We start from the raw sequence: 19,020 nt of genomic DNA, 5'->3' as shown, positions 1-19,020 counted from the left end.
GTACCTGCTATTTCCCGAAGAGTCAAGCTTTCGTCCGAAAAAAGCAAACGCCTGCGAATGCAGGCATTGCCATCGGGACATGCATTACTTGATATTGCTTTCCGCCTTGGCTTTGGCAATGACGTCATTAAGCACTTCGATCAGACGCTCCGGAGCAGCCGGTGACAGCGCATACCTGCCATTCACGACAATGGTAGGCGTTCCTTCGATGTTGTAGGCACGAGTGATCTGGCTGGCGCGAGCAACCTGACTGTTGATACCGAAGGAGTTATAGGTTTGCATGAACTTGGCCAGGTTCACACCAGGCTGTTTCTTCAGCCAGTCATTCAGCACCGAAGGATCGGCCAGGTTGATTTTCTGCTGCATGACGGCGTCGAACACCGGCGCATTCAGCTTCTCCATGTATCCCGTGACATTCAGCGTGGCAAACAGGCGGGCAAAGCCCTCCATCGGCTTTTGCCAAACAATCTGCTCGCGACGGAAATCAACATAGGCCGGCTTTTTCTTTTCCCAGGCGGTGATCAGCGGGTCCAGATGAAAACAATGGATGCAGGTGTAGGAGAAAAACTCGATTACCTCAACCTTTTTGGGATTAGCCACCGGCTGCGGCTTGGCCATCAGCACATAATCCTTGCCCAGTTCGGAAGCAGCATTGGCAAAACCACTGACCAGCAGCAAGGTCATCAACAACCATTTTTTCATTTTTTGTCCTCTAGACGTTTATTTGAATCACTCTGCCTTGACGACGGCAGCATTGATACCATCCTGCTTCAACTGGGCACGCAGGCGATCGATATCTTCAGGCTTGCTCAATGGGCCTATACGGACGCGATGGACCATGTCCTTGTCAGGAATCGAAACAGACTGGATTTTGGCCTCAACACCCAGCAAGGCAAGCTTGGCCTTGAGGTTGTCCGCCTCATTTTCATTCTGAAAGGAACCCAGTTGCAGGAAGACCTTTTTGGCTGGTGCAGCAGCAGAAGGTTCCCGGTCTTTACCTGCAGCCTTGCCATCGGCAGGGACTGCATCTACCTGACCGGGCAGGATTTTGTAGAAGTCAAAACGCTGTTCATCCTTGGCCGTAGTGGCCGGAGAGGTAGCCGGTTTATTCTTGGCACTTGCCGCAGGAGCCGTACTTGTTGCCGCCGGCTGCTCTGCGGGCATGGGTGGTGGTGCCGGCTGTTCGACTTTCACCGGAGCAGATGCAACAGGTGCCGGCTGATTTGCTTGTACATCGGCAATTTTGGTACCCGGTTCCAGAAGTTCTGTCGATGGTGCCGAGCTTGCAGAAGAACCGGCTTTGCGATCCAGTTTTTCCAGATTGGAAAATGGCGTTGCAGAACGATTCAGATACATGGCGAGGCCCACTGCAACGACAACGCCCACGATAAGGCCGATGACAATGCCCGCTACCAGCCCCCCGCCCCCACTCTTGCGGCCAGGACGTCCTCGCCCGGAAGCGCTGGTACGAGAGGAATTCTTCACATCACGATTTGCCATGTACTACTACCATTTCCATACAATCAATCGGTACATTATCTATTAAAACCAGACGAAAATATATTTACCGCATCACACACCAAAACCACTCCTTCTTAATTGAATGGCTTGCAGCATATGATGCCGTTCCAGTTTCACGCTTCCTTGCAGATCCGCCACCGTACGTCCGATGCGTAATATCCGGTGATAACTTCTGGCCGACAGTCCCAACTTTTCCAGAGCACCTGCCAGCAAGGCAAGTGCTGCCGGGTCAGCGGCGGCATATTGCTCCAGCGCCAATCCGGAAAGACGGGCATTACTGCATCCCTGACGCTGCAACTGCACATCACGCGCCTGCTGAACCCTAAGACGCACCAGCTCGCTTCCCTCGCCGGCCACTGCACTGGTGAGCTCATCCGCACCCAGAGCCGGAACCGGTACATGCATGTCGATCCGGTCCAGCAACGGGCCCGATAATTTGCCAACATAGCGGGCAATTTGTTCCGGTGTACATTGACAGCGCCCGGAAGGCTGCCCCTGATACCCGCAAGGACAGGGATTCATGGCAGCGATCAACTGAAAGTCGGCAGGGAAAGTGGCTTGCCGGCTGGCGCGCGAAATATGGATTACTTTTGATTCCAAAGGTTCACGCAATACTTCCAATACCTTGCGATCGAACTCTGGCAACTCATCCAGAAACAACACGCCATGATGTGCCAGACTGATTTCGCCCGGCCGCGGGTCTGAGCCTCCGCCAACCAGAGCAACAGCTGATGCGGTATGGTGCGGAGCCCTGAATGGTCGTTGGCGCCATTGCTCCAGTAAAAAGCCTCGCGTGCCAAGTGACTGAACCGAGGCGGCCTCCAGCGCTTCTTCCTCATTCATCGCTGGCAGAATGCCCGGCAAACGCGATGCCAGCATGGACTTCCCCGTACCCGGCGGTCCAACCAGCAACAGGCTGTGTCCACCTGCAGCGGCAATCTCCAAGGCATAACGTGCTGCGGCCTGGCCTTTGACATCGGCCAAGTCCGGATAAACGGGCCGTGTATCATTCTGGTTGACGACGATGGGTGAACAGGGCTGGGTGCCATTCAGGTGTGCACAAACTTGCAGCAAGCTATCCACGGCATAAACCTGATCTGCCAGCACCAACGCAGCTTCCTGAGCACAGTCTCGCGGCAACATGAAGGCACGGCCTGCACGACGGGTTTGGCATGCCATGGCCAGGGCACCGCGCACTGCACGCAGCTGGCCACTCAGTGCCAGTTCACCGGCAAATTCATAGTCTGCAAGATGTGGGCATTGTATCTGGCCGGCGGCAACCAGAATGCCAATGGCAATGGGAAGGTCGAAACGGCCAGAGTCCTTGGGCAGATCAGCCGGAGCCAGATTGACCGTGATGCGACGCGCGGGGAATTCAAAGCCGGAATTGAGAATGGCGGCCCGGACACGGTCCCGGCTTTCCTTCACTTCGGTGTCGGGCAAGCCGACGATGGTGAACTGCGGAAGTCCATTGGCCAGATGGACTTCAACGGCAACTTCCGGGGCATGCAGCCCGGCCAGGGCACGGCTCGCTACTACGGCCAGAGCCATCGTGCTCAGGAATGACCCAACTCAGCCTGGGCTTCGGTCCTGGCCTGGGCTTCCTCAGGGAAAACCTGGGCTTCAAGCTTGGCCAGGCGGGCTTCCAGTGCAGTCAGTTTTTCACGCGTACGCACCAGTACTTCCTGCTGCACATCGAATTCTTCGCGGGTCACCAGATCCATGCGGGAGAAAGTGGATGCCATCATGGCCTTGATGTTCTTTTCGATGTCCTTGGCCGGACTGGCTGCGATGGTATCGCTGATCTTGCTGCTGATTTCTTCAAAAATCTTCTGACTCAACATCTTGGTGCTCCTTTGCAGGTAATCGATAGTCCGCTTCGAGTGTAGCAAAATCCATTCGGCGCTGCAGCGCAGCGAGCAACGCACCAATTGAGTGCAGAGGCTCAATAATAGATGCTCCGCCTTGGTGCTGACAGCCATTAATGCTCAGCAATTACAGATTTAATCGCGGAAAACACTTAGGTAACAGCAAGATAATAAGCTGGCACGGTTTATGCAGTAGTGTTCCTCAGTAACGCAAGCAACTAACCGGGTCCACCGAAAAGGAGTGAACATGAAACTGGTCACCGCCGTGATCAAGCCTTTCAAGCTTGATGAAGTACGTGAAGCGCTATCCGCCATTGGCGTGCAAGGCATTACCGTCACGGAAGTCAAAGGATTTGGCCGTCAGAAAGGTCATACCGAGCTGTATCGTGGCGCTGAATATGTCGTGGACTTCCTGCCCAAGGTCAAACTGGAAATTGCCATTGATGACAGTCTGCTGGACCAGGTTGTCGAGGCCATCGAAAAATCGGCACGTACCGGCAAGATTGGTGATGGCAAGATTTTTGTCTTCGATCTTGAGCAAATCGTGCGGATCCGGACCGGGGAAACCGGTACCGACGCAGTTTAAGCCACGCTATAGCCATACAGGGGAAATCACATGAAGAAGAAACTTGCTGCCTTGGGTACCGGCCTGTTGTCACTGGCCCTGCCCGTTCTGGCTGATGCACCGGCGGGTCCGGCCATGGCTGACTTCAAGGTCATCAACTCCGGCGACACAGCCTGGATGCTGACCTCCACCGCACTGGTGCTGTTCATGACCATTCCGGGCCTGGCCCTGTTCTACGGCGGTATGGTCCGCAAAAAGAACGTACTGGCCACCCTGATGCAAAGCTTTGCCATCACCGCGCTGGTGACCGTACTGTGGGCCGTCGTTGGCTACAGCCTGGCCTTTACCGTTGGCAATCCCTACCTGGGTGACCTGAGCCGTGTCTTCCTGGATGGCATGGACTACATTGCCGACACCAAAAAAGTTGCCGTTCATCCGTCTGCTGGATCGATTCCGGAATCGGTGTTCATGATGTTCCAGATGACCTTTGCCATCATTACCCCGGCACTGATCACCGGTGCCTTTGCTGAACGGATGAAATTCTCTGCCCTGCTGATCTTTACTGCGCTGTGGTCCTTGCTCGTTTATGTACCGGTTGCCCACTGGGTATGGGCACCGGGCGGCTGGATGAGCGGTCTGGGTGTGCTGGACTTTGCTGGCGGTACCGTGGTTCACATCAACGCTGGTATTGCCGGCCTGATCTGTGCCCTGGTGATGGGCAAGCGCGTGGGCTTTGGCAAGGAAGCCATGCCGCCGCACAACCTGATCCTGACCCTGATTGGCGCTTCCATGCTGTGGGTGGGCTGGTTCGGCTTCAATGCCGGCTCTGCGGTAGCCGCTGATGGTCGTGCCGGCATGGCCATGGTCACCACCCAGGTTGCCACTGGTATTGCTGCACTGGCCTGGACTTTTGCTGAATGGATCCACAAGAAAAAACCGTCGGTACTGGGCATTGCTTCCGGTGCTGTAGCTGGCCTGGTTGCCATCACTCCTGCAGCTGGTTTTGTGGATGTCAAAGGTGCCCTGATTATTGGTGCAGTGGCTGGCGTGGTTTGCTTCTGGGGTGCAACTGGCCTGAAACACATGCTGGGCTACGATGACTCGCTGGATGCCTTCGGTGTACACGGTGTTGGCGGTATTGTTGGTGCGCTGCTGACCGGTGTATTTGCGGTGAAGAGCATCAGCGGTGCCGAAGGTAGCCTGGCTACCCAGGCAATCGGTGTGGGTGTGACCGTGGTGTACTGCGCCATCATCACCTTCATCCTGCTGAAAATCATTGATGTGGTTGTTGGCCTGCGTGTGGCTGAAGACGAAGAACGCGAAGGTCTGGATGTGGTTCTGCACGGTGAGCGTGTGGAGTAAGCAGCCAACACCATCAACAAGTTGTGGTAAGGGACTTCGGGGCGCTTCGGCGCCCTTTTTTTCTGCCCACGTTAAACTGACATGAAAAAAGCACCGAATGAATCGGTGCTTTTTGATCTTGCAACAACAGCTAACTGGTTTACAGACCAGCGTCAGCGCGCAGCGCTTCCACCTTGTCGGTACGTTCCCAGGTGAATTCCGGCTCTTCGCGGCCGAAGTGGCCGTAAGCGGCGGTCTTGCCGTAGATCGGGCGCAGCAGGTCCAGCATCTGGATGATGCCTTTCGGGCGCAGGTCGAAGTGCTTCTTCACCAGTTCCACGATCTTTTCATTCGGGATCTTGTTGGTGCCGAAGGTATCCACTGCAATCGAGGTCGGCTCAGCCACGCCGATGGCGTAGGAAACCTGGATCTGGCACTGACGCGCAAGGCCGGCAGCCACGATGTTCTTGGCCACGTAACGACCGGCATAGGCTGCCGAGCGGTCTACCTTGGACGGGTCCTTGCCGGAGAAGGCACCACCACCGTGCGGGGCTGCACCGCCATAGGTGTCGACGATGATCTTGCGGCCGGTCAGACCGCAGTCGCCCATCGGGCCGCCAATGACGAAGCGGCCGGTCGGGTTCACCAGATACTTGGTTTCGGCAGTCAGCATTTCCGGCGGCAGAACCGGCTTGATGATGTCTTCGATGACGGCTTCGGTCAGCGTCTTGTGATCGATTTCCGGGCTGTGCTGGGTGGATAGCACCACGGTGTCGATGCGCTTGGGCAGGCCGGTTTCACCATCGTACACGCAGGTGATCTGGCTCTTGGCGTCCGGGCGCAGCCACGGCAGGCGGCCGTCCTTGCGCAGTTCGGCCTGGCGCTGCACCAGACGGTGGGCGTAGTAGATGGGGAAAGGCATCAGCGTCGGGGTTTCGTCGCAGGCATAGCCGAACATCAGGCCCTGGTCGCCAGCGCCCTGGTTCAGGTCCAGGCCTTCGCCTTCGTTCACGCCCTGGGCGATGTCTTGCGATTGCTTGTCGTAGCAGGCCATGACGGCGCAGCCGTGGTAGTCGAAACCCAGCTCGGAGTTGTCGTAACCGATGCGCTTGATGGTCTCGCGTGCAATCTTGATGTAGTCGACATTGGCCGAGGTGGTAATTTCACCAGCCAGTACCACCAGGCCGGTGTTGACCAGGGTTTCGGCTGCTACGCGAGCGTATTTGTCTTCGCGCAGGATGGCATCGAGGATGGCATCGGAGATTTGGTCGGCTACTTTGTCCGGATGGCCTTCCGATACCGATTCCGACGTAAACAGATATTCGCTCATTTGTTTGTTGATTCCCGAATAAAGCAAAACAGTGTGATGATAAAATAGGCCGCTTTACGATCACCACTGACTAAACCATGTCCAAGCTGGTCCAACTCGTGTTGTCCTTGCTGGCGCGTTTGCCGCTGTCGTGGCTGCAATGTCTCGGCGCCATTCTGGGGCGGCTTACTTACCTTTCATCCCCCCGCTATGCAGAGCGGATGAGAAGTAATCTGGCGTCGAGTAAAATCTGTGAAAATTATCAGGTTTTACAAGGACTAGTCAAACAATCCGCACTGGAAACCGGTAAAGGTGCACTGGAATTGTCAATAGCCTGGTGCCGGAAGCCGGAAGACATTGCCGCACTGGTAAAAGCCTGTCATGGCTGGGAGCATGTTGAGCGTGCCTTGCAAGCCGGTCATGGCATTGTTTTTGTCACCCCGCACCTTGGCAGTTATGACATTGCCGGCCGTTACATCAGCTCGCGCCTGCCCTTTCCGTTGACTGCCATGTACCGGCCGCCAAAACTGACCTGGCTGGAACCGGTAATGCAGGCAGGCCGTGCACGTGGCAAGGGCAAAACCGCGCCGGCAACCGGTGCCGGTGTGCGTATTCTGATGAAGGCTTTGAAATCGGGCGAGGCAACCATCATTCTGCCCGATCAGGTTCCCGGTAACGGGGAAGGCGTATGGGCACCGTTTTTTGGCAAACCGGCTTACACCATGAGCCTGGTGCCACGCCTGGCACAGGTGAGCGGGGTGGAAGTGCTGTTTTTTGTTGGCGAACGACTGCCACGCGGCGAGGGCTTCGTGGTGCATATCGAAGCCATGTCCCAACCATTCAGTGGTGACAAGGATGCCGATTGTGCGCTACTCAACCGGACCGTTGAGGACATGATCCGCCGCTTCCCCAGCCAGTACCTGTGGAGCTACAACCGTTACAAATGTCCGGCGGGCGTGACTCCGCCGGACCATCAGCAAGGAAACCCATGAAGATTGTTTTTGCCCTGTTATGGCTGATTCGCCTGCTGCCCATGTGGGCGATTGGTTTGCTGGCGGATGGAATTGGCTTGGTGGCTTATCACCTGGCGGCAGACCGTCGCAAGGTGGGCCTCACCAACCTGCGCATTTGCTTCCCTGATATGAGTGAGGCTGAACGAAAACGCCTGATCAAGTCCAACTTCGGCTACATGATCCGCCTGGCGCTGGAATACGGCGTCGCCTGGTGGAGCTCTGCCGATCGTATCCGCAAGCTGGTCACCATCAAGAATCTGCATATCGTGGAGGAGCTGCGCGCCAAGGGTGAGGATGTGATCCTGTTTTACCCGCACTTTGTCGGCTTCGAGATGTGTGTTTTCGCGCTGAACCAGGTACTGCCACTGGTGAGCGTTTACTCGCAGCAGAAGAACGACACGCTGGATGCCCAGATCTACGCTGGCCGTCAGCGCTACAACAATTGCTATATCGTGCCGCGTAATGAAGGCCTGCGCTCCATCATCAAGGCCATGCGCAAGGAGCACACTCCCTTCCTCTACCTGCCTGACCAGGACTTCGGTGCGCGCGACTCGGTGTTCGTGAAATTCTTCGAGAAGGACGCTGCGACGATTACCGGACTGTCACGCATCAGCAAACTGGCCAAGGCGCACGTGGTTCCCTTGATCGCGCGCCGTGTTGGCAATCGCTTCGAGCTGGAATTTTATCCGGCATGGGAAAACTACCCGACCGATGATGTAGTAGCTGATACACGGCGCATGAATGCCTTCCTGGAAGAGCGGATCCGCGAGATACCCGACCAGTACTTCTGGCTGCATAAACGCTTCAAAAGCCGGCCAGAAGGTGAACCGCGCATTTATTGAATGCCATGCCTGTAACAAGAAACCCGGCCCCGTGCTGGGTTTTTTTTGTCTGTAGCAATTGGAAAGCCCGCAGATAAGGATCAATCCTTCCTTTAGGGTCTTTAACCTTCCAACCTGGCGCGTCTGCCCTCCCCTGCTACCCTTACTACCATGCCCGGCGACTGCAAACCCAGTCGCTACCTGCAAGCAATCCTTTGTCCCGAACAGGCAATGACAGGCCATGAAAAAACCCGGCCGGGGCCGGGTTTTCTTTGCAAGCTGAACTGCCTAGTGACTGCGCTTCTTCCAGAACATCTGGTAGACGAAACCGGGAAACGCAAACACCACAAACAAGGCAACCGTCGTGACATAGAACTGCCAGTGCTGTTGTTGGACCGGCATCTGCTTGGCCTCGAGAAAACGGGCAAACAGGCCGACCAGCAGAAACAGCACGGCCATTTCCAGCAAACGCCAACCGAAATGCTTGTTGGCAACCGGCAGCACACCAGCCAGACGCGAGGTCAGGAAAGGCAGGTTTGCCGCCAGGAAGGCGACGATCAGCAAGGTAGCAACACTGGCTTGCATGTACAGGGCTTTCGCTTAGATGGCTGCCAGCGATTGCTTCATCGCTTGCATGCACAGCACGATCACACGTTCCGGCACTACGCCCAGTACCAGCAGCGCAATGGCATTCAGCGACAGCACCAGCTTCATGTCGGCACGCATCACGATGGCGGAAGTATCCTGTGCTTCATCAAAGTAGATGTTCTTCACTACACGTAGGTAGTAGAAGGCACCAATCAGCGACATCATCACGGATACCACGGCCAGCCAGTACAGATGGATGTCTGCAATGGCCTTGATCACGGCGAACTTGGCATAGAAGCCAGCCAGCGGCGGAACACCGGCCATGGAGAACATGGTCAGCAGCATCAGCAGTGCATACCAGCTGTTGCGGCTGTTCAGGCCCTTCAGGTCATCCAGGGTTTCGCATTCGAAACCGGCACGGGACAGGCCCAGCAGGATACCGAAGCTGACCATGGACATCAGCACGTAGATCAGGGCGTAGAACAGGGCAGCGGCGTACCCATCCGGGGTTCCAGCCAACAGGCCCAGCAGCAGGAAGCCCATATGGGAGATGGTGGAGTAAGCCAGCATGCGCTTGATATTGGTTTGTGCAATGGCAGTGATGTTACCGATTGCCATCGACAGCACGGCCACCAGGGCCAGCATGGCCTGCCAGTCGGCGACCATGCCTTCCAGGCCTTGCACCAGGATGCGCAGCACAAAGACAAACGCAGCCAGCTTCGGCGCAGCACCCACCATCAGGGTAACGGCTGTTGCCGAGCCTTGGTAAACGTCCGGTACCCACATGTGGAACGGAACGGCACCCAGCTTGAAGCACAAGCCAGCCACGATGAACACCAGGCCAAATACCAGCAGCATGTCGTTGGCGGTATGTGCCTTGATTGCCTTGGCAACCAGCGCCAGATCCAGCGTGCCAGTGGCACCGTAAATCATGGAAATACCGTACAACAGCAGGCCGGAAGCCAGTGCACCAAGCACGAAGTACTTCATGGCCGACTCGGTTGCCTTCACCGAGTCGCGTTGCAGCGCAATCAGCGAATACAGCGACAGCGACAGCAGTTCCAGACCCATGTACAGCGACACGAAGCTGGAAGCAGATACCATGAAGTTCATGCCCAGCAGAGCAAACAGTGCCAGGGAGAAGAACTCGCCGCGCAGCAGGCCGCGGTCAGCAATGTACTGACGGCTGTATACCAGCACGATGGCGGTACTGCCGTACATGGCCAGCTTTACCAGACTGGACAGTGCATCGCTGACAAACATGCCAGAGAAGGTATGTACCGGCACCACCGGATAGGTTTGCACCTGCAACACGGCACAGACTGCCAACGTCAGCAAGGCGAGGCCGTAATGCATGCCGCGCTTTGCGTCCGAAATAAAGGCATCGAGCATGAGGATGACCAGAATTGCCCCGGACATGAACAGTTCGGGCAATGCAGGCATCAGGTTCAGATCAGCCCAATTCATTATGTTTTCCTTATGGCCTTAGCTTAGAGCTTGGTCTGCGCAACATGCGCAATCAGGTCATTTACCGACAGGTGCATCTTCTCGACGAAACCTTGCGGATACAGACCCATGCCCAGCACCGCAATGGCCAGAACGACCAGCACCAGGAACTCGCGTTTGTTCACGTCAGCCATTTCTTCAACATGGTGATTGCTCACCTCGCCAAAGATCACCCGCTTGTACATCCACAGTGTGTAAGCAGCACCGAAGATCAGGGTGGTTGCGGCCAGCGCGGCGTACCAGAAGTTCACCTGTACCGCACCCATGATCACCATGAACTCACCGGCAAAACCGGAAGTCGCCGGCAAACCGGAATTGGCCATGGCAAACAGCATCATGAAGGCAGCAAAGATCGGCATCTTGTTGGCCACACCACCGTAGTCGGCGATGTTGCGGCTGTGCACGCGGTCGTACATCACACCGATACAGAAGAACATGCCGGCGGAAACGAAACCGTGCGACACCATCTGTACCAGCGCGCCTTCAACCGCCCACTGGTTCAGATGCGAACCGGTGAACATGAACATGCCCAGGGTGACAAAACCCATGTGGGAAATGGAGGAGTAAGCCACCAGTTTCTTCATGTCGGTTTGCACCAGCGCCACCAGACCGATGTACACCACGGCCACCAGCGACAGGGCAACCATGATCCACGACAGTTCACGTGCGGCATCCGGCAGGATGGGCAGGGCAAACCGCAGGAAGCCGTAAGCACCAATCTTCAGGGTGATGGCTGCCAGCACCATGGAACCACCAGTCGGCGCTTCCACGTGGGCATCCGGCAACCAGGTGTGCACCGGCCACATCGGCACCTTCACTGCGAACGACAGGAAGAAGGCGATGAACAGCAGGATCTGTACGTGCAGCGGAATCTTGGCAATTGCCTGGAAGGCCTGGATGTCGAAAGTCTTGCCAGCCTGGAAGTACAGGTAGATCAAGGCAACCAGCATCAGCAGCGAACCGAGCAGGGTGTACAGGAAGAACTTGAAAGATGCATACACACGACGCGGACCACCCCAGACACCGATGATCAGGTACATCGGGATCAGCATGCCTTCAAAGAAAACATAGAACAGGATGGCATCCAGCGCGGCAAAGGCACCATTGATCAGGCCGGACATGATCAGGAAAGCGGCCATGTACTGCGACTGGCGCTTCTTGATGACTTCCCAGCCAGCCAGCACCACCATCAGGGTAGTGAAGCTGTTGAGGATGACAAACAGCATGGAAATGCCGTCAACACCCAGATGGTACTGGATGCCGAAAGAGGCAATCCACGGCTTTACTTCCTCGAACTGCATGCCGCCGTTCAGGTTGTCAAAGCCGGTAAACAACGGCAGGGACAACAGAAAACCGATCAGGGCACCGGCTACGGCGACCCAGCGAGCCAAGGTGGCCCGTTGGTCTCCTCCCGTAGCCAGTACCAGCAACCCGGCCACGATCGGGGCCCAGATCACCAGACTTAACTGATTTGTGAACATAGTCAAAACCTAAGTAGTTATTCCAATTCCAGAGGTCTGGGCCTTAGCGCAGGATGATCTGCGAGAACCACAGCGTCATCAGAGCCAGCACGCCAATGATCATGGTCGTGGCATAACTGTAGATGAAGCCGGTCTGCAGCTTGCGTACCACTCTGGAGAAGGTTCCCACCAGCTTGGCTGCACCATTTACCACCAGGCCGTCGATCAGCAGCATGTCGCCCACCTTCCAGAAGAAGGTACCCAGAGCACGGGAGCCCTTGGCAAACACTGCGAAATACAGTTCGTCCAGGTAGTACTTGTTTTCCAGAATCTGGTTCACGAAGCTGAACTTCTGCTTGATGGCAGCCGGAATCTGCGGTGCCTTCATGTAGAAGAACCAGGCAGTCACCACACCGGCCAGGGCCAGCAGGAAGGGCAGCGAAGTGAATGCGTGAACGCCCATGGCAACAGAGCCGTGGAATTCGTGAGCCAGTTCTTCCAGCGCCGGGTGTGCTTCACTGTTGATGGTGATCACGCCCTTGAAGAAGGAACCGTACAGCAGCGGCTCGATGGCAAAGAAGCCCACCAGCACCGACGGAATGGCCAGCAATACCAGCGGCAGGGTCACTACCCACGGCGACTCATGCGGCTTGTCGTTCGGACCCAGGCCATGATGGTGGTCGTGATCGTCATGACCATGATGATGGTCGTCCTTTTTCTCCATCCAGCGTTCCTTGCCATGGAAGACCAGGAAGTACATGCGGAAGGAGTAGAAGGCAGTCACGAATACACCGGCAATCACCGCGAAGTAGGCAAAACCGGCTGCCGGCAGATGCGACAACTGAACCGCTTCGATGATGGAGTCCTTGGAGTAGAAGCCGGAGAAGAACGGAGTACCGATCAGCGCCAGCGAACCCAGCAGCGAAGTCAACCAGGTAATCGGCATGTACTTGCGCAGGCCACCCATATTGCGCATGTCCTGGTCATGGTGCATGCCCATGATGACGGAACCGGCGCCAAGGAACAGCAAGGCCTTGAAGAATGCGTGGGTCATCACGTGGAACATGGCCACCGGGTAGGCGGAAACGCCCAGCGCAACGGTCATGTAACCCAGCTGCGACAGCGTGGAGTAAGCCACCACACGCTTGATGTCGTTCTGCACGATGCCAAGGAAGCCCATGAACAGGGCGGTGATGGAACCAGCCACCAGCACCACGTTCAGCGCAGTATCCGACATCTCAAACAGCGGGCTCATGCGCGATACCATGAAGATACCGGCAGTCACCATGGTCGCCGCGTGAATCAGCGCGGAGATCGGGGTCGGGCCTTCCATCGAATCCGGCAGCCACACGTGCAGCGGGAACTGTGCCGACTTACCCATCGCGCCGATGAACAGAAGGATGCAGGTGACGGTCAGCAGCGACCACTCACAACCCGGGATGATCTGGATGGTCTTGTGTGCCAGTGCCGGAGCCGCAGCGAATACATCGCTGTAGTTCAGCGAGCCACCGAAGTAGGCCAATACCAGACCGATACCCAGCAGGAAACCGAAGTCACCCACGCGGTTAACCAGGAATGCCTTGAGGTTGGCATAGATGGCGGTCGGACGCTTGAACCAGAAGCCGATCAGCAGGTAGGACACCAGGCCCACTGCTTCCCAACCGAAGAACAGCTGGATGAAGTTGTTGCTCATCACCAGCATCAGCATCGAGAAGGTAAACAGCGAGATGTAGCTGAAGAAGCGCTGATAGCCCGGGTCTTCCTGCATGTAGCCGATGGTGTAGATATGCACCATCAGCGACACGAAGGTCACCACGACCAGCATCATTGCTGTCAGCGAGTCCACCAGGAAGCCGACGGAGAACTCATAGCCCCCTACCGTCAGCCAGGTGTAGACCGGCGCATTGAAAACTTCAGCCTGCCCCGTGAGGAAGGCATAAAGTACCTTGAAGGACAGGGCTGCCGAGACTGCCACGCCGAGAATGGTCACGACGTGGGAAGCGCGGCGGCCGATTGCCCATCCAAACAAGCCTGCAATGATGGACCCCACCAGAGGTGAGAGCGCTATCAGCAGGTATAAGCTTTTCATATCCATGCTTGTGTGCTTTGTAGTTTGGTAACCGGTTTGCCTTAGCCCTTGAGGCTGCCCAGGTCTTCAACGTTGATGGTCCGCATATTGCGGAACAGCACCACCAGAATAGCCAAGCCAATGGCGGATTCTGCCGCTGCTACCGTCAGGATGAAGAACACGAAAATCTGGCCTGCTGTATCGGACAGGTAATGCGAGAAGGCAATGAAATTGAAATTCACCGCCAGCAGCATCAGTTCGATGGCCATCAACAGCACGATCAGGTTCTTCCGGTTCAGGAAAATCCCCAGCACGCTGATGGCAAACAGGATTGCGGCCAGCACCAGGAAGTGAGTTAGTGTCAGCACATTTCCTCCCTTATGTTGTTCGGCCGTCAGGCCTGTTGCTCACCGGACTCGGCAGTATCGGCCGCTTCCACGATTTTCTCGGCTTGCATCTTCACGATGCGTACACGGTCCTGACTGCGAACCTTGACCTGATCGCCGGCATCCACCACCTTGGTATCCTTGCGGCTACGCTGGGTCAGACCGATGGCAGCCACCATGGCCACCAGCAGCACAACCGCAGCCAGCTCGAACGGCAGCAGGTAGGTGGTATACAGCTGACGACCCAGTACCTTCACATTGCTGGCATCGGCAGCCAGCGCGGCACCGGCTTTGTAATCAGCCAGGCCGGTGTGCGGGTTGGTCAGGATCAGTACCATTTCGAAAGCCATGATGAGGCCGACAGTGGCCGCCACCGGGAAATTGCGCCAGAAACCCTCACGCAATTGCTCGATATTGATGTCCAGCATCATCACCACAAACAGGAACAGCACCATCACCGCGCCCACATAAACCAGTACCAGGGTAATGGCCAGGAACTCGGACTGCAGCAGCAGCCAGTGTCCGGAGCTGGTGAAGAAGGCCAGTACCAGATACAGCACGGCGTGTACCGGGTTCTTGGCAGTGACCACCCGGACCGCCGCAAACAGCAGAATGGCGGACAGGATGTAGAAAATAACCGTAGTCATGCTCATGAGGCCCCCTTAACGGTACTTGGCATCGGCTGCCTTGTTGGCAGCGATTTCGGCCTCGTACTTGTCACCCACCGCCAACAGCATCGGCTTGGTGTAGTAGAGGTCGCCACGTTTTTCACCGTGGTATTCGAAGATGTGCGTTTCGACGATGGCGTCGACCGGGCATGCCTCTTCGCAGAAACCGCAGAAGATGCACTTGGTCAAGTCGATGTCGTAACGGGAAGTACGGCGGGTGCCGTCTTCACGCTGTTCCGACTCGATCGAGATCGCCATTGCCGGGCACACCGCCTCGCACAACTTACAGGCAATGCAACGCTCTTCACCGTTGGCGTAGCGACGTTGCGCATGCAGGCCGCGGAAGCGCGGGGAGATCGGCGTCTTCTCTTCCGGGAACTGGACGGTGATCTTGCGGGCAAAGAAATAACGCCCGGTCAGCATCAGGCCCTTGACCAGTTCCACCAGCAGGAAGGTTTTGAAAAAGTTGCGAATCGTATCCATGTTCTTTACCTATCCCCTCAGTTCCACAGCGACAGCGGGGTCATCATCCAGATACCCAGGACCAGGATCCACACCAGGGTAACCGGAATGAACACCTTCCAGCCCAGACGCATGATCTGGTCGTAGCGATAACGCGGGAATGTCGCGCGGAACCACAGGAAGCAGAACAGCACAAACGCCATCTTCGCAGCCAGCCAGAAGAAGCCACCAGCACCCAGCAGGCCCCAGCTTGCCGGGAAGGGCGACAGCCAGCCACCCAGGAACAGGATGGAAGTCAGGGCGGAAACCAGAATCATGTTGGCGTATTCGGCGAGGAAGAATACGGCGAATGCCATACCGGAGTATTCCACGTGGAAACCGGCCACGATTTCGGATTCACCTTCGGCCACGTCAAACGGAGCACGGTTGGTTTCGGCCACACCGGAGATCAGGTAGACGATGAACAGCGGGAACAGCGGCAGCCAGTTCCAGGAGAACAGCGAACCACCTGCCATGCCATGTGCCTGCTGCTTGACGATGTCAACCAGGTTCAGGCTGCTAGACACCATCAGAACGCCAACCAGTGCGAAGCCCATTGCCAGTTCGTAAGAAACGATCTGTGCGGCAGAGCGCATGGCACCAAGGAAGGAGTACTTGGAGTTACCAGCCCAGCCGGCCACGATGATGCCGTAAACACCAATCGAGGACAGCGCCAGGATGTACAGCAAGGACGCGTTGATGTTGGCCAGAACCAGCGTATCGCTGAAGGGAACCACAGCCCAGGCCGCCAGTGCCGGGCCGATGGCCAGCACCGGAGCCAGCAGGAACAAGCCCTTGCTGGACTGCGTCGGCAGAATGATTTCCTTCATCAGCAGCTTCAGGCCGTCAGCCAGCGGCTGCAGCAGGCCCAGCGGACCAACCCGGTTAGGGCCGATACGGATCTGCATGTAGCCAATGACCTTGCGCTCGGCGTAGGTCAGATAAGCGACGGTAATCATCATCGGTGCCACGATGGCGATGATTTTCAGCAGGGTCCACACCGTGAGCCCCGCTTCATTACCGAGAATGCTTTGCAAGAACTCCATGTTTTACCCCTGTGAAAGCGCGATGGAATCGAACATGCCACCCAGACCAGCAGTCAGCGGGTGAGCTGTTGCCAGGCGCACCGTATCAGCCGGCAGACTGTCGTCGGCTTCAACCAGCACCTTCAGCTCGCCACTACCCTGACGCAACACGGCCTGGGAACCGGCCGCCACATTCAGGCTGGCCAGCACGCTGGAGTGCGCGGAGGCAACCGGCGCAGCTGCATCCGCAGTCTTCTGCAAGGACGGCGCACGGCGGCAGATGGCATCAGCCTGGTACAGCGGCACTTCGCCAATGCGCACCAGACCGGTGGTCACGGCTGCATTGATGGCCACATCGCCCAGTGCATTGCTGAGGGAGGATTCGATGGAACCCTTGGCCAGCAATTCGGCACGGACTTCTTCAGCACTGTTCTGCTCGAAGCCGGTCAGGCCCAGCATATTGCCCAGTACACGCAGGACCTTCCAGGCCGGACGGGTTTCGCCCAGCGGACGTACTACGCCGTTGAAGGACTGCAGCTTGCCTTCCATGTTGACGAAGGAGCCGGCGGTCTCGGAGAACGGCGCGATCGGCAACAGCACGTCAGCGTAATCCAGCAGGCCTGCGCCCTTGTAGGCGGTCAGCGCAATCACGGTGGCAGCCTGTTTCATGGCGGCTACCGCAGCTTGCGGATTGTAGCTGTCGGACTCGACTTCGGTGTTGAGCAGGAAGTAAGCCTTGCGCGGCGCGGCAATCATTGCAGCAGCGTTCAGACCTGCAGTGGCCGCAGCACCAAAGGCGGCGCGGTGCGGCAAGGCACCAACCAGTTCAGCACCGGTGCTGTTGGCAGCTTCAGCCAGCAGGCCGAAACGTGCGCCGGTCAGCGCGGAGATTTCCTGTGCCAGCTTCAGCAGTTGGGCGAAGGCAGGATGATGTTGGGCCACATTGCCCAGCACGATGGCAGCCGATTCGGCACCACTCAGGCTGGCGGCAATGGCTTGCGCCTCGGCACCAACAGTAACAGCAGCCAGATCAACAGCGGTTTGAGCAGACTTGAGCTCAACCACGGCCTTCAGCACCTGGGCCAGCGCGTTGACCAGCGCCAGCGGCGATACGATCAGCTTGGCATTGACTGCGGTCAGCAGCGCATCGTCAGTCACGTGGATGACGTTGAGCGCGCTGCCCTTCTTCACCGCCTGACGCAGGCGGGAAGCCAGCAGCGGCTGTTCCTTGCGCTGGGTGCTACCCACCACCAGGATGGACTTGGCGTCGGTCAGCTCGACAATGCTGGAACCCAGCCATTGCGCACCTTGCTGGGCGGCATCGGCCGAGAAGTCGCTACGACGCAGACGGTAGTCAATGTTGTTCACACCAAAGCTGCGAGCCAGCTTTTGTGCCAGATACAGTTCTTCGGTAGTGGAGTGCGGACTGGTGAGGAAGCCGATGGCATCCTTGCCGTGATCGGCGGACACGCCGTTCAGGCCCTTGACCACATAGGCCAGTGCGGTTTCCCAGTCGGTTTCGTGCCACTTGCCGTCAAACTTGATCATCGGCTTTTGCAGACGCTCGGCCGAATTCAGGCCCTCATACGAGAAACGGTCGCGGTCGGCGATCCAGCATTCGTTGATGGCTTCGTTTTCCAGCGGCAGTACACGCATCACTTCGTTGGATTTCACCTGAACGATCAGGTTGGAACCCAGACCATCGTGCGGGCTGACCGACTTGCGGCGGGACAGCTCCCAGGCACGGGTGGTGTAGCGGAAAGGCTTGGAAGTCAGCGCGCCGACCGGGCAGAGGTCGATGACGTTACCGGAGATTTCCGAATTAACGGTCTTGCCCAGATAGGGCATGATTTCCGAGAATTCGCTACGGTTGGCCATGCCGATTTCCTGGAAGCCGCCGATTTCTTCGGTGAAGCGCACGCAGCGGGTGCAGTGAATGCAACGCGCCATTTCTTCAGCCGATACCAGCGAGCCCATGTCCTTGGCCACCACGGTACGCTTTTCTTCCTGATAGCGCGAAGTGGAGTTGCCATAGCCCACGGCCAGATCCTGCAGCTGGCACTCGCCGCCCTGATCGCAGATCGGGCAATCCAGCGGGTGGTTGATCAGCAGGAATTCCATCACGCCGGCTTGTGCCTTCTTGGCCAGGTCGGAATGGGTATGCACCTTCATGCCGTCGGTCACCGGCGTAGCGCAGGCGGGCAGCGGCTTGGGTGCCTTTTCCACTTCAACCAGACACATGCGGCAGTTGGCCGCGATGGACAGTTTCTTGTGGTAGCAGAAGTGAGGGATGTGCGTACCCACGGAATGGGCGGCATCCATCACGGTACTGCCTTGCGGGACAGTCAGTTTTTTACCGTCGATTTCGATTTCAAGCATC

Annotated in this window: 18 protein-coding genes; 4 read left to right on the top strand and 14 right to left on the bottom strand. The window is 57.0% G+C overall.

Annotated elements, in window-relative coordinates:
• Window positions 1–84: 84 nt before the first annotated feature.
• The 4 genes from ACE3SE_RS18000 to ACE3SE_RS17985 all read right to left on the bottom strand — a co-directional run bounded on the left by ACE3SE_RS18000 (window position 85) and on the right by ACE3SE_RS17985 (window position 3,365).
• Window positions 85–702, bottom strand: a complete 618-nt coding sequence (locus tag ACE3SE_RS18000) for a thiol:disulfide interchange protein DsbA/DsbL (RefSeq protein ID WP_374557273.1) — start codon at window positions 700–702, stop codon at window positions 85–87.
• Window positions 703–729: 27 nt separating this feature from the next.
• Window positions 730–1,500 (bottom strand): SPOR domain-containing protein, encoded by a 771-nt coding sequence (locus ACE3SE_RS17995; RefSeq protein ID WP_374557270.1) that lies wholly within the window; start codon window positions 1,498–1,500, stop codon window positions 730–732.
• Window positions 1,501–1,572: 72 nt separating this feature from the next.
• On the bottom strand, window positions 1,573–3,072 hold the full coding sequence (locus ACE3SE_RS17990; RefSeq protein ID WP_374557268.1) for a YifB family Mg chelatase-like AAA ATPase: 1,500 nt from the start codon (window positions 3,070–3,072) through the stop codon (window positions 1,573–1,575).
• Between the two features lie 5 nt (window positions 3,073–3,077).
• Window positions 3,078–3,365: an accessory factor UbiK family protein gene (locus tag ACE3SE_RS17985; RefSeq protein WP_062786388.1), complete on the bottom strand. Its 288-nt coding sequence runs from the start codon at window positions 3,363–3,365 to the stop codon at window positions 3,078–3,080.
• 271 nt (window positions 3,366–3,636) lie between these two features.
• On the opposite strand from ACE3SE_RS17985, the gene glnK reads away from it, so the two are divergent.
• Both glnK and ACE3SE_RS17975 read left to right on the top strand, forming a co-directional pair.
• Window positions 3,637–3,975 (top strand): P-II family nitrogen regulator, encoded by a 339-nt coding sequence (gene glnK, locus ACE3SE_RS17980; RefSeq protein WP_045845429.1) that lies wholly within the window; start codon window positions 3,637–3,639, stop codon window positions 3,973–3,975.
• Window positions 3,976–4,005: 30 nt separating this feature from the next.
• Complete coding sequence (locus tag ACE3SE_RS17975; protein WP_131355847.1) at window positions 4,006–5,316, top strand: ammonium transporter; 1,311 nt, start codon at window positions 4,006–4,008, stop codon at window positions 5,314–5,316.
• Window positions 5,317–5,455: 139 nt separating this feature from the next.
• On the opposite strand, the gene metK is transcribed toward ACE3SE_RS17975, so the two are convergent.
• The gene (gene metK, locus ACE3SE_RS17970; protein ID WP_062786391.1) at window positions 5,456–6,625 is read right to left on the bottom strand and encodes a methionine adenosyltransferase; all 1,170 of its coding nucleotides are present in this window, start codon (window positions 6,623–6,625) and stop codon (window positions 5,456–5,458) included.
• 77 nt (window positions 6,626–6,702) lie between these two features.
• Here metK and ACE3SE_RS17965 point away from each other — a divergent pair, with 77 nt between their 5' ends.
• Both ACE3SE_RS17965 and ACE3SE_RS17960 read left to right on the top strand, forming a co-directional pair.
• Complete coding sequence (locus ACE3SE_RS17965) at window positions 6,703–7,596, top strand: lysophospholipid acyltransferase family protein (RefSeq protein ID WP_374557265.1); 894 nt, start codon at window positions 6,703–6,705, stop codon at window positions 7,594–7,596.
• On the top strand, window positions 7,593–8,459 hold the full coding sequence (locus ACE3SE_RS17960; protein ID WP_062786398.1) for a lipid A biosynthesis lauroyl acyltransferase: 867 nt from the start codon (window positions 7,593–7,595) through the stop codon (window positions 8,457–8,459). Before ACE3SE_RS17965 ends, ACE3SE_RS17960 begins: the two co-directional genes overlap by 4 nt.
• A gap of 267 nt (window positions 8,460–8,726) precedes the next feature.
• Here the strand turns inward: ACE3SE_RS17960 and ACE3SE_RS17955 are convergent, their stop codons facing one another.
• Genes ACE3SE_RS17955 through nuoG form a run of 9 tightly spaced genes read right to left on the bottom strand, consistent with a single transcriptional unit; the run spans window position 8,727 to window position 19,019 of the window.
• Window positions 8,727–9,023 (bottom strand): DUF2818 family protein, encoded by a 297-nt coding sequence (locus tag ACE3SE_RS17955; RefSeq protein WP_045847638.1) that lies wholly within the window; start codon window positions 9,021–9,023, stop codon window positions 8,727–8,729.
• Window positions 9,024–9,038: 15 nt separating this feature from the next.
• Window positions 9,039–10,493: an NADH-quinone oxidoreductase subunit NuoN gene (gene nuoN, locus ACE3SE_RS17950; protein WP_374557262.1), complete on the bottom strand. Its 1,455-nt coding sequence runs from the start codon at window positions 10,491–10,493 to the stop codon at window positions 9,039–9,041.
• Between the two features lie 23 nt (window positions 10,494–10,516).
• Window positions 10,517–12,013: an NADH-quinone oxidoreductase subunit M gene (locus ACE3SE_RS17945; RefSeq protein ID WP_045847640.1), complete on the bottom strand. Its 1,497-nt coding sequence runs from the start codon at window positions 12,011–12,013 to the stop codon at window positions 10,517–10,519.
• 43 nt (window positions 12,014–12,056) lie between these two features.
• A complete protein-coding gene (gene nuoL, locus ACE3SE_RS17940; RefSeq protein ID WP_045847641.1) occupies window positions 12,057–14,087 on the bottom strand; it encodes an NADH-quinone oxidoreductase subunit L in 2,031 nt (676 codons plus the stop codon).
• 35 nt (window positions 14,088–14,122) lie between these two features.
• Window positions 14,123–14,428 (bottom strand): NADH-quinone oxidoreductase subunit NuoK, encoded by a 306-nt coding sequence (gene nuoK / locus ACE3SE_RS17935; protein WP_045847642.1) that lies wholly within the window; start codon window positions 14,426–14,428, stop codon window positions 14,123–14,125.
• Between the two features lie 26 nt (window positions 14,429–14,454).
• Window positions 14,455–15,099: an NADH-quinone oxidoreductase subunit J gene (locus ACE3SE_RS17930; protein ID WP_374557259.1), complete on the bottom strand. Its 645-nt coding sequence runs from the start codon at window positions 15,097–15,099 to the stop codon at window positions 14,455–14,457.
• Between the two features lie 9 nt (window positions 15,100–15,108).
• Window positions 15,109–15,588 carry an NADH-quinone oxidoreductase subunit NuoI gene (gene nuoI / locus ACE3SE_RS17925; protein WP_197077215.1) on the bottom strand — a complete coding sequence of 160 codons (480 nt, stop codon included), beginning with the start codon at window positions 15,586–15,588 and terminating at the stop codon, window positions 15,109–15,111.
• Window positions 15,589–15,614: 26 nt separating this feature from the next.
• Complete coding sequence (nuoH, locus tag ACE3SE_RS17920) at window positions 15,615–16,661, bottom strand: NADH-quinone oxidoreductase subunit NuoH (protein WP_045847645.1); 1,047 nt, start codon at window positions 16,659–16,661, stop codon at window positions 15,615–15,617.
• Window positions 16,662–16,664: 3 nt separating this feature from the next.
• A complete protein-coding gene (gene nuoG / locus ACE3SE_RS17915) occupies window positions 16,665–19,019 on the bottom strand; it encodes an NADH-quinone oxidoreductase subunit NuoG (RefSeq protein WP_374557257.1) in 2,355 nt (784 codons plus the stop codon).
• Window position 19,020: the final 1 nt, after the last annotated feature.

It is taken from the genome of Aquitalea pelogenes (genome assembly GCF_041914625.1).
Classification (GTDB): Bacteria; Pseudomonadota; Gammaproteobacteria; order Burkholderiales; family Chromobacteriaceae; genus Aquitalea; species Aquitalea pelogenes.
This window is presented reverse-complemented; position numbering and strand designations above follow the sequence as displayed.

What these genes read in the sequence shown, in the direction of transcription:
- ACE3SE_RS18000 (WP_374557273.1), bottom strand. Translation starts at nt 702, where the DNA reads ATGAAAAAATGGTTGTTGATGACCTTGCTGCTGGTCAGTGGTTTTGCC.
- ACE3SE_RS17995 (WP_374557270.1), bottom strand. Translation starts at nt 1,500, where the DNA reads ATGGCAAATCGTGATGTGAAGAATTCCTCTCGTACCAGCGCTTCCGGG.
- ACE3SE_RS17990 (WP_374557268.1), bottom strand. Translation starts at nt 3,072, where the DNA reads ATGGCTCTGGCCGTAGTAGCGAGCCGTGCCCTGGCCGGGCTGCATGCC.
- ACE3SE_RS17985 (WP_062786388.1), bottom strand. Translation starts at nt 3,365, where the DNA reads ATGTTGAGTCAGAAGATTTTTGAAGAAATCAGCAGCAAGATCAGCGAT.
- glnK (WP_045845429.1), top strand. Translation starts at nt 3,637, where the DNA reads ATGAAACTGGTCACCGCCGTGATCAAGCCTTTCAAGCTTGATGAAGTA.
- ACE3SE_RS17975 (WP_131355847.1), top strand. Translation starts at nt 4,006, where the DNA reads ATGAAGAAGAAACTTGCTGCCTTGGGTACCGGCCTGTTGTCACTGGCC.
- metK (WP_062786391.1), bottom strand. Translation starts at nt 6,625, where the DNA reads ATGAGCGAATATCTGTTTACGTCGGAATCGGTATCGGAAGGCCATCCG.
- ACE3SE_RS17965 (WP_374557265.1), top strand. Translation starts at nt 6,703, where the DNA reads ATGTCCAAGCTGGTCCAACTCGTGTTGTCCTTGCTGGCGCGTTTGCCG.
- ACE3SE_RS17960 (WP_062786398.1), top strand. Translation starts at nt 7,593, where the DNA reads ATGAAGATTGTTTTTGCCCTGTTATGGCTGATTCGCCTGCTGCCCATG.
- ACE3SE_RS17955 (WP_045847638.1), bottom strand. Translation starts at nt 9,023, where the DNA reads ATGCAAGCCAGTGTTGCTACCTTGCTGATCGTCGCCTTCCTGGCGGCA.
- nuoN (WP_374557262.1), bottom strand. Translation starts at nt 10,493, where the DNA reads ATGAATTGGGCTGATCTGAACCTGATGCCTGCATTGCCCGAACTGTTC.
- ACE3SE_RS17945 (WP_045847640.1), bottom strand. Translation starts at nt 12,013, where the DNA reads ATGTTCACAAATCAGTTAAGTCTGGTGATCTGGGCCCCGATCGTGGCC.
- nuoL (WP_045847641.1), bottom strand. Translation starts at nt 14,087, where the DNA reads ATGGATATGAAAAGCTTATACCTGCTGATAGCGCTCTCACCTCTGGTG.
- ACE3SE_RS17930 (WP_374557259.1), bottom strand. Translation starts at nt 15,099, where the DNA reads ATGAGCATGACTACGGTTATTTTCTACATCCTGTCCGCCATTCTGCTG.
- nuoH (WP_045847645.1), bottom strand. Translation starts at nt 16,661, where the DNA reads ATGGAGTTCTTGCAAAGCATTCTCGGTAATGAAGCGGGGCTCACGGTG.
- nuoG (WP_374557257.1), bottom strand. Translation starts at nt 19,019, where the DNA reads ATGCTTGAAATCGAAATCGACGGTAAAAAACTGACTGTCCCGCAAGGC.